The sequence below is a fragment of the Spongiibacter sp. genome (genome assembly GCF_041602295.1).
GTDB lineage: Bacteria > Pseudomonadota > Gammaproteobacteria > Pseudomonadales > Spongiibacteraceae > Spongiibacter.
This window is the reverse complement of record NZ_JBFIGO010000139.1, coordinates 1-5,750: the sequence shown is the minus strand read 5'-3', so window position 1 is coordinate 5,750 and position 5,750 is coordinate 1. Positions and strand designations below refer to the sequence as shown.

The window sequence follows — 5,750 nt, the reverse complement described above, 5'->3', positions numbered from 1 at the left end:
GACCTCAAACAACGATGTGACCAAAACGACGCCCGGTGCGGGTGTGCGTTTGAACACGATTGTCCAACAGTTTTCCCAGGGCAATATCGATTTCACTGATAACAACCTGGATTTGGCCATAAGCGGCGAGGGCTTCTTTACTATGAAGGGCTCTGGTGGCGTGAGTTACAGCCGGGCCGGCTCATTTAGTGTGGACCGGGACGGCTTTGTGGTGAACGCCAATGCCGACCGCTTGCAGGTGTACCCGGCAACGGCCAATGGCGATTTTGCGACGGGTTCGCTGTCTGATTTGCAATTGGAGGTGTCGGAAAACGCGCCCAAGGCCAGCACGCGGGCGGAGATCGGTGTCAACCTGCCCGGCGATGCGCCTCTGCCTACTTCTTCGCCCTTCGATCCGACGGTGGCGTCAAGCTATAACCACGCTACGTCGATGACGGTATACGACTCCCTGGGCACCTCGCATACCGCAACCCTTTACTTTGTTAAAGACGCGGCAGCCAACACTTGGCAGCAGAATATCTACATCGATGATAACCCGGTAGGGCTGGGTAACACTCTGCAATTTGACAATACCGGTACGCTGCAGTCACCGGCGCCGGGGATTATTAGCGTGCCCTCCTACGACCCGAATAACGGCGCTGCGAATCTCGATCTGGCGCTGGATTTCACCGCCTCCACGCAATACGGCAACGAGTTTGGCGTGAACAGCCTCCAGCAGGATGGCTTCACCACCGGTCGGTTGACGGGTATTGAGGTGGCCAGTACCGGGGTGGTGTCGGCACGTTTTACCAACGGTCAGGCGTCGCAATTAGGCAAGGTAGCTCTAGCGGCCTTCTCGAACCCCAACGGCCTGCAGCAAAAAGGTGATACGGCTTGGGCGGAGACCTTTTCGTCTGGCAGCCCGCGTGTTGGTGAGCCGGGCAGCTCTAACTTTGGTTTGTTGCAGGCCGGTGCTTTGGAAAGTTCCAATGTCGACCTGACTGAGCAGCTGGTGGAAATGATCACTGCGCAGCGCAATTTCCAGGCGAATACGCAGATGATATCCACTTCTGACGCGGTCACTCAGGCGATTATTAATATCCGCTAACGCGGCTATTAGGCGCGGATTGGGCGAGGAGGGCATATGGACCGATTACTGTATCTGGGCATGACGGCGGCCAAGCACACTGAGCTGGCTCAGGCCAGTAATGCCAATAACTTGGCCAATGCCAGTACCGCGGGTTTTCGTGCCGATTTTCATGCCCTGATGTCGAAACCCGTGGACGGCGCCGGTCATCAGACACGAATTAACTCGGTGGTCGAGTCGCGGCTGAGTGATTTCAGTGAAGGCAACATTATGACCACCGGCCGCGATTTGGACGTGGCGATTCGCGGCCAAGGCTGGTTTGTCGTGCAGGACGCCGATGGCAACGAGGCACTGAGCCGGCGTGGTGACCTTCATCTGACCGCGGACGGCATGCTGATAAACGGTGCCGGTCAGCCCGTCATGGGTGATGGCGGTCCACTGGCGGTACCGGAGCACGAAAGTTTGACCATTGGTAGCGACGGCACGGTGTCGGTGGTGCCCCTGGGGCTGGGCGCCGAATCGCTGGTAACGGTTGACCGGATTCGCCTGGTGAGTGCCGATGCCGAGCAGTTGCGCAAGGGTGAAGACGGTTTGATCCGGCCTGTTGACGGCGGTATTCCCCCCAGCGATGCCGAGGTTCGGGTATCTCCCGGAAGCTTGGAAGGCTCCAATGTGAACACGGTTGAAGCCATGGTCAATATGATCGAGTTGGCTCGGCGTTTTGAAATGCAAGTGAAGATGATGAGTACCGCGAATACGGTGTCGGAAGCCGGTGCGCGCCTGATGCGAATGGAATAAAAGGACACAATTATGAATTCATCTCTATGGGTAGCAAAGACGGGCCTCGATGCGCAAAACACGCGTATGCAGGTGGTGAGTAACAACCTGGCCAACGCGAATACAACGGGTTTTAAGCGCGACCGGGCATCGTTTGAAGACCTGCTTTATCAGAACCACCGGCAAGTGGGTGGTCAGTCATCGCAGCAAACCCGCCTGCCCAGTGGTCTGCAGGTCGGTACCGGGGTGCGTGTTGTGTCGACAGAAAAAATCTTCAACCAGGGCACCATGACGCAAACCAATAACAACCTGGATTTGGCGATCAATGGTCACGGTTTCTTTCAGGTGAGAATGCCAGACGGCAGCCTGTCGTATACCCGCGACGGCGCGTTCCAGCTGGATGATCAAGGTCAGGTGGTGACCAACAGTGGCTATATCGTTGAACCCGGAATCACGGTCCCCGCCAACACGCGCAGTATTACGGTGGGTAGCGATGGAGTGATTAGCGCGGCGGTTGCTGGCGATGCCGCGCCGGTGCAGCTGGGCAGTTTTCAATTGGCCGACTTCATCAACCCGGCCGGCTTAGAGGCGCGCGGTGAGAATTTGTATTCTGAGTCTGCAGCCAGTGGCGCGCCACAGACCGGAACCCCCGGCTTGAGTGGCCTGGGCTCTATTGCGCAGGGCGCGCTGGAGGGATCGAACGTCAATGTGGTGGAGGAGCTGGTGAATATGATCGAAACCCAGCGTGCCTATGAAATGAATTCCAAGGCGATTTCTACCAGCGACCAGATGATGCAATACGTTAACAACAACCTTTAAAAGGGTAATGCCATGAATGCTCAGCGTATACGTCACATTGCCTGCGCGCTGTTGATCGCTTTGCTGGCGGCGTGCGCTCAGGCGCCGGAGCGCGACCCGCAGGCCTGGGAGTCACAGCTGCCGGCGCAGCAGCAGCGCGAGGGATATAACCCCGGCTCCATCTATCAGGCTGGCTATGGCATGAGTTTGTTTCTGGATCGCCGCGCTCGCCAAGTGGGTGACGTGATTACGGTGATGCTGTCTGAGAAAACCGATGCCAGCAAGTCTTCAAATACGGCCACTGGTAAAGACAGCAATATCTCGGTGCCGGGTGTGACGCTGCTGGGGCGCGGCGTGACCTACAAGGGTACGCCGATCCTCAATACGTCGGTGGGCAGCGAGCAAGATTTCAGCGGTCAGGGTAGCAGCAGTCAGAGCAATAGTCTCACCGGCAGCATTACCGTGACGGTATCTGAAGTGCTACGTAATGGCAGTTTGCGAGTGCGCGGTGAGAAGTGGCTGACCATTAATCAGGGTGACGAGTTTATCCGTATTCAGGGCATTGTGCGCCCGGAAGACATTGCTGCCGATAACTCGGTGCCATCGTTTAAGGTGGCCGATGCGCGCATTACATACAGCGGCAAAGGTGCCCTGGCCGATGCCAATTCCATGGGCTGGCTGGGGCGTTTGTTCCAGTCGGTGTTGTCGCCGTTTTGAGGGCTGAGCCAATGGCTGTTCTAGTGTCGAAAATGTGTCGCGGCTTGTTATGCGCATTGTTGTTCAGTGTGCCGCACAGTGTCTTTGCCGAGCGCGTCAAGGACTTGGTTAATGTTGCCGGGGTGCGTGAAAATCAGCTGGTTGGCTACGGCTTGGTAGTGGGCCTAAGCGGCACCGGCGATCAGACCAGTCAGGCACCTTTCACCATTCAAAGTATTCGCAATATGTTGACGGGCTTCGGTGTGCGGGTGCCCGACAATGTTAACCCGCAACTGAAAAATGTCGCGGCGGTGACCGTTCACGCTGCCCTGCCGGCCTTTGCCAAGCCGGGTCAAACTATCGATGTCACCGTGTCGTCGATTGGCAACGCCGCCAGTTTGCGCGGTGGCAGCTTGTTGATGGCGCCGATGATGGGCGCCGATGGCCAAGTCTATGCGGTTGCTCAAGGCAGTTTGTTGGTCAGTGGCCTCGGTGTTGCCGGCCAGGACGGCTCGCGGGTCACGGTGAATATTCCCAGTGCTGGCCGTATTCCAAACGGCGCAATTGTTGAGCGCGCGGCGCCCAGTCAGATGGCCAGCAATGGCGAAGTGATGCTCAACCTGAAAACCCCGGACTTCACCACTGCGCGGCGTTTGTCGGAAAAGGTCAATGAAGTGTTTGGCAGTGGCACCGCCAGTGCGGTGGACTCGGCCACTGTCAAGGTATTGGCGCCGAGTAACGCGGACCGTCGAGTGACGTTCATTTCCATGCTTGAGGAATTGGAGGTCGATCCCGCAGAAGCGAGAGCGAGGGTTGTCGTTAACTCGCGCACCGGCACCATTGTGATCGGCGGCAATGTGCGGGTGATGCCCACGGCAGTCACCCACGGCTCGCTGACGGTGTCGGTGACAGAGCGGGTGGATATCAGTCAGCCCAATGCCTTTGCTGGGGGGGATACCGTGGCGGCCCAGGCGTCCAGTATCGAGGTGGAGGAGAGCGGCTCGCGTATGTTTGTGCTGGACCCCGGTGTGACCTTGGAAGAAATCGTCAAGGCGATTAATCAGGTGGGCGCCGCGCCGGGTGATTTGGTGGCGATTCTCGAGGCCCTGAATCAAGCGGGGGCGCTGCGCGCTGAGCTATTGGTGATTTAGAGTTGTTGGTGATCTAGATGGATATCAGTAAGGGCGGGAATTATCACGACTTTTCGGGGCTGGCAGCCTTGCGCGTTGACGCGCAGCAGGACAGTCAGCAGGCCATTGAGCCGGTCGCCAAGCAGTTTGAGGCGCTGTTCTTGCAGATGATGCTCAAGAGTATGCGCGATGCCGTTCCAGAGGGCGGGCTGTTCGATAGTCGCGGTGGCGAGTTGTATCAAGAAATGCACGACAAACAGCTGGCGGTCACGCTGTCGGAACAAGGTGGGATTGGTCTGGCCGATGCTATTGCCAAACAATTGGCCACAGCCCCGGCGGGGGCGGCGTCCTCAGGCTTGAGTGAGCAGGGTGCTCAGCTCCGCCAGAAATTGTTGGCAGCGGCTCAAGTTGGCGCCAGTGCTGCCGATGTTAGTGTGAGTAAGTGAGGAATCTGAAATGGCGGACATGTTAGGCAACGCCTTGTCGGCGCTGGTGTCTTACCAGCGTGCACTGGCGACCACTAGCCACAATATCGCCAATGTGGATACCGAGGGTTACAGCCGGCAACGGGTCGACTTTGCCACCCGCATTCCGCAACAGCAGGGCGATTTGTCGATTGGCTCCGGAGTCAAGTTGAGCGATGTTCGCCGGGTGTATGATGAATTCTCCAGCTTACAAATGCGCAATGCCAGTGGATCGTTTAGCCAGCTGGATAGCTACTATCAGTTGGCCACGCAGTTGGACAACAGCCTCTCAGACCCAGAGCTGGGGGTCAGTGCGGCGTTGTCGCGCTTCTATGACAGCGTGCAGAATCTCGCTGATGATCCCGCCTCTATTCCGTCGCGGCAGTTACTGTTGTCAGAGGCGGACAGCCTGAGTGGCCGGTTTGCAGAATTTTCCGCGCAGCTGGACGGCCTCAACAAGGAAGTGAACGCACGCATTCAGGCGGATATTAATGATATTAATGATCTGTCTAAAGAGCTGGCAGATATCAATGCTCTGGCTGTTGAAGCGCAGGGGAAGTTTGGTGCGGCTCCTAATGATCTGCTTGATCAGCGCGATTTGGCACTGTTGAAATTAAATGATTTGGTATCGATAAAAACGGTGTTGCAGGACGACGGCGCTACCAATGTGTTTATCGGCAATGGCCAGTCGCTGGTGCTGGGCGAAGAGGCGCGACCGATGACGACTGTGCGCAGTCCCTTTGGCGCAGCCCGTCTGGAAATCGCCATGGCGTCCAGCCCCCAGTCGCCAATTAGTGAAGTGGTCTCGGGAGGCAGTCT

General features: G+C 57.3%; 7 protein-coding genes. All 7 read left to right on the top strand.

The window, feature by feature from the left end:
• Positions 1-1,087: flagellar hook protein FlgE (gene flgE, locus ABYM29_RS14530; RefSeq protein WP_372865508.1), on the top strand; the 1,087-nt coding region annotated here is incomplete at its 5' end.
• 36 nt (positions 1,088-1,123) lie between these two features.
• Complete coding sequence (locus ABYM29_RS14525) at positions 1,124-1,864, top strand: flagellar basal body rod protein FlgF (protein ID WP_372865507.1); 741 nt, start codon at positions 1,124-1,126, stop codon at positions 1,862-1,864.
• Between the two features lie 12 nt (positions 1,865-1,876).
• Positions 1,877-2,662 carry a flagellar basal-body rod protein FlgG gene (gene flgG / locus ABYM29_RS14520; RefSeq protein ID WP_372865506.1) on the top strand — a complete coding sequence of 262 codons (786 nt, stop codon included), beginning with the start codon at positions 1,877-1,879 and terminating at the stop codon, positions 2,660-2,662.
• A gap of 12 nt (positions 2,663-2,674) precedes the next feature.
• Positions 2,675-3,358 carry a flagellar basal body L-ring protein FlgH gene (flgH, locus tag ABYM29_RS14515; protein ID WP_372865505.1) on the top strand — a complete coding sequence of 228 codons (684 nt, stop codon included), beginning with the start codon at positions 2,675-2,677 and terminating at the stop codon, positions 3,356-3,358.
• Positions 3,359-3,369: 11 nt separating this feature from the next.
• Entirely contained in the window at positions 3,370-4,488 is a 1,119-nt protein-coding gene (locus ABYM29_RS14510; protein ID WP_372865504.1) for a flagellar basal body P-ring protein FlgI, read from the top strand.
• A gap of 17 nt (positions 4,489-4,505) precedes the next feature.
• A complete protein-coding gene (locus ABYM29_RS14505) occupies positions 4,506-4,913 on the top strand; it encodes a rod-binding protein (RefSeq protein WP_372865503.1) in 408 nt (135 codons plus the stop codon).
• Between the two features lie 10 nt (positions 4,914-4,923).
• On the top strand, positions 4,924-5,750 hold an 827-nt coding region (gene flgK / locus ABYM29_RS14500), incomplete at its 3' end, for a flagellar hook-associated protein FlgK (RefSeq protein WP_372865502.1).